Genomic DNA, 360 nt, shown 5'->3' on the forward strand with positions numbered 1-360 from the left:
CGTCGTACAAGTGAAAACTATACCGTAGCTTTCCCCTGCCAAACGGATCAAAAGCACATAAGAATATCAGATAAGTACGCAAGAGTGAAGTGTACGGTTCGCCTCTATCTAAAGTATCCCTATCCATCGACGACTGATAATATCGCATCCGTGGCCCAATATCGTGATTGTTGTTTACCTGCACTTCGACATCGTAGAAGCTTCCTGCTTGGTCTTTGACTGCGATATCAAGTCTGACAGATTTACTCGACTTATCACTCTTAGTACCCAATTCTTTTTGGGCATCGATACTTTCAACTGAAACAACATTGACATCTGGCAAAGCTGCCTGAATAATCGCCTTACAAAAACGTTTATTTT

The 360-nt window shown here is 41.7% G+C and carries 1 protein-coding gene; it reads right to left on the reverse strand.

Going from position 1 to position 360, the window contains the following annotated elements:
• Positions 1-360: Rpn family recombination-promoting nuclease/putative transposase (locus FC45_RS07530; RefSeq protein ID WP_155517714.1), on the reverse strand; the 360-nt coding region annotated here is incomplete at both ends.

The sequence above is a fragment of the Lactobacillus jensenii DSM 20557 genome, assembly GCF_001436455.1.
GTDB classification, from domain to species: domain Bacteria; phylum Bacillota; class Bacilli; order Lactobacillales; family Lactobacillaceae; genus Lactobacillus; species Lactobacillus jensenii.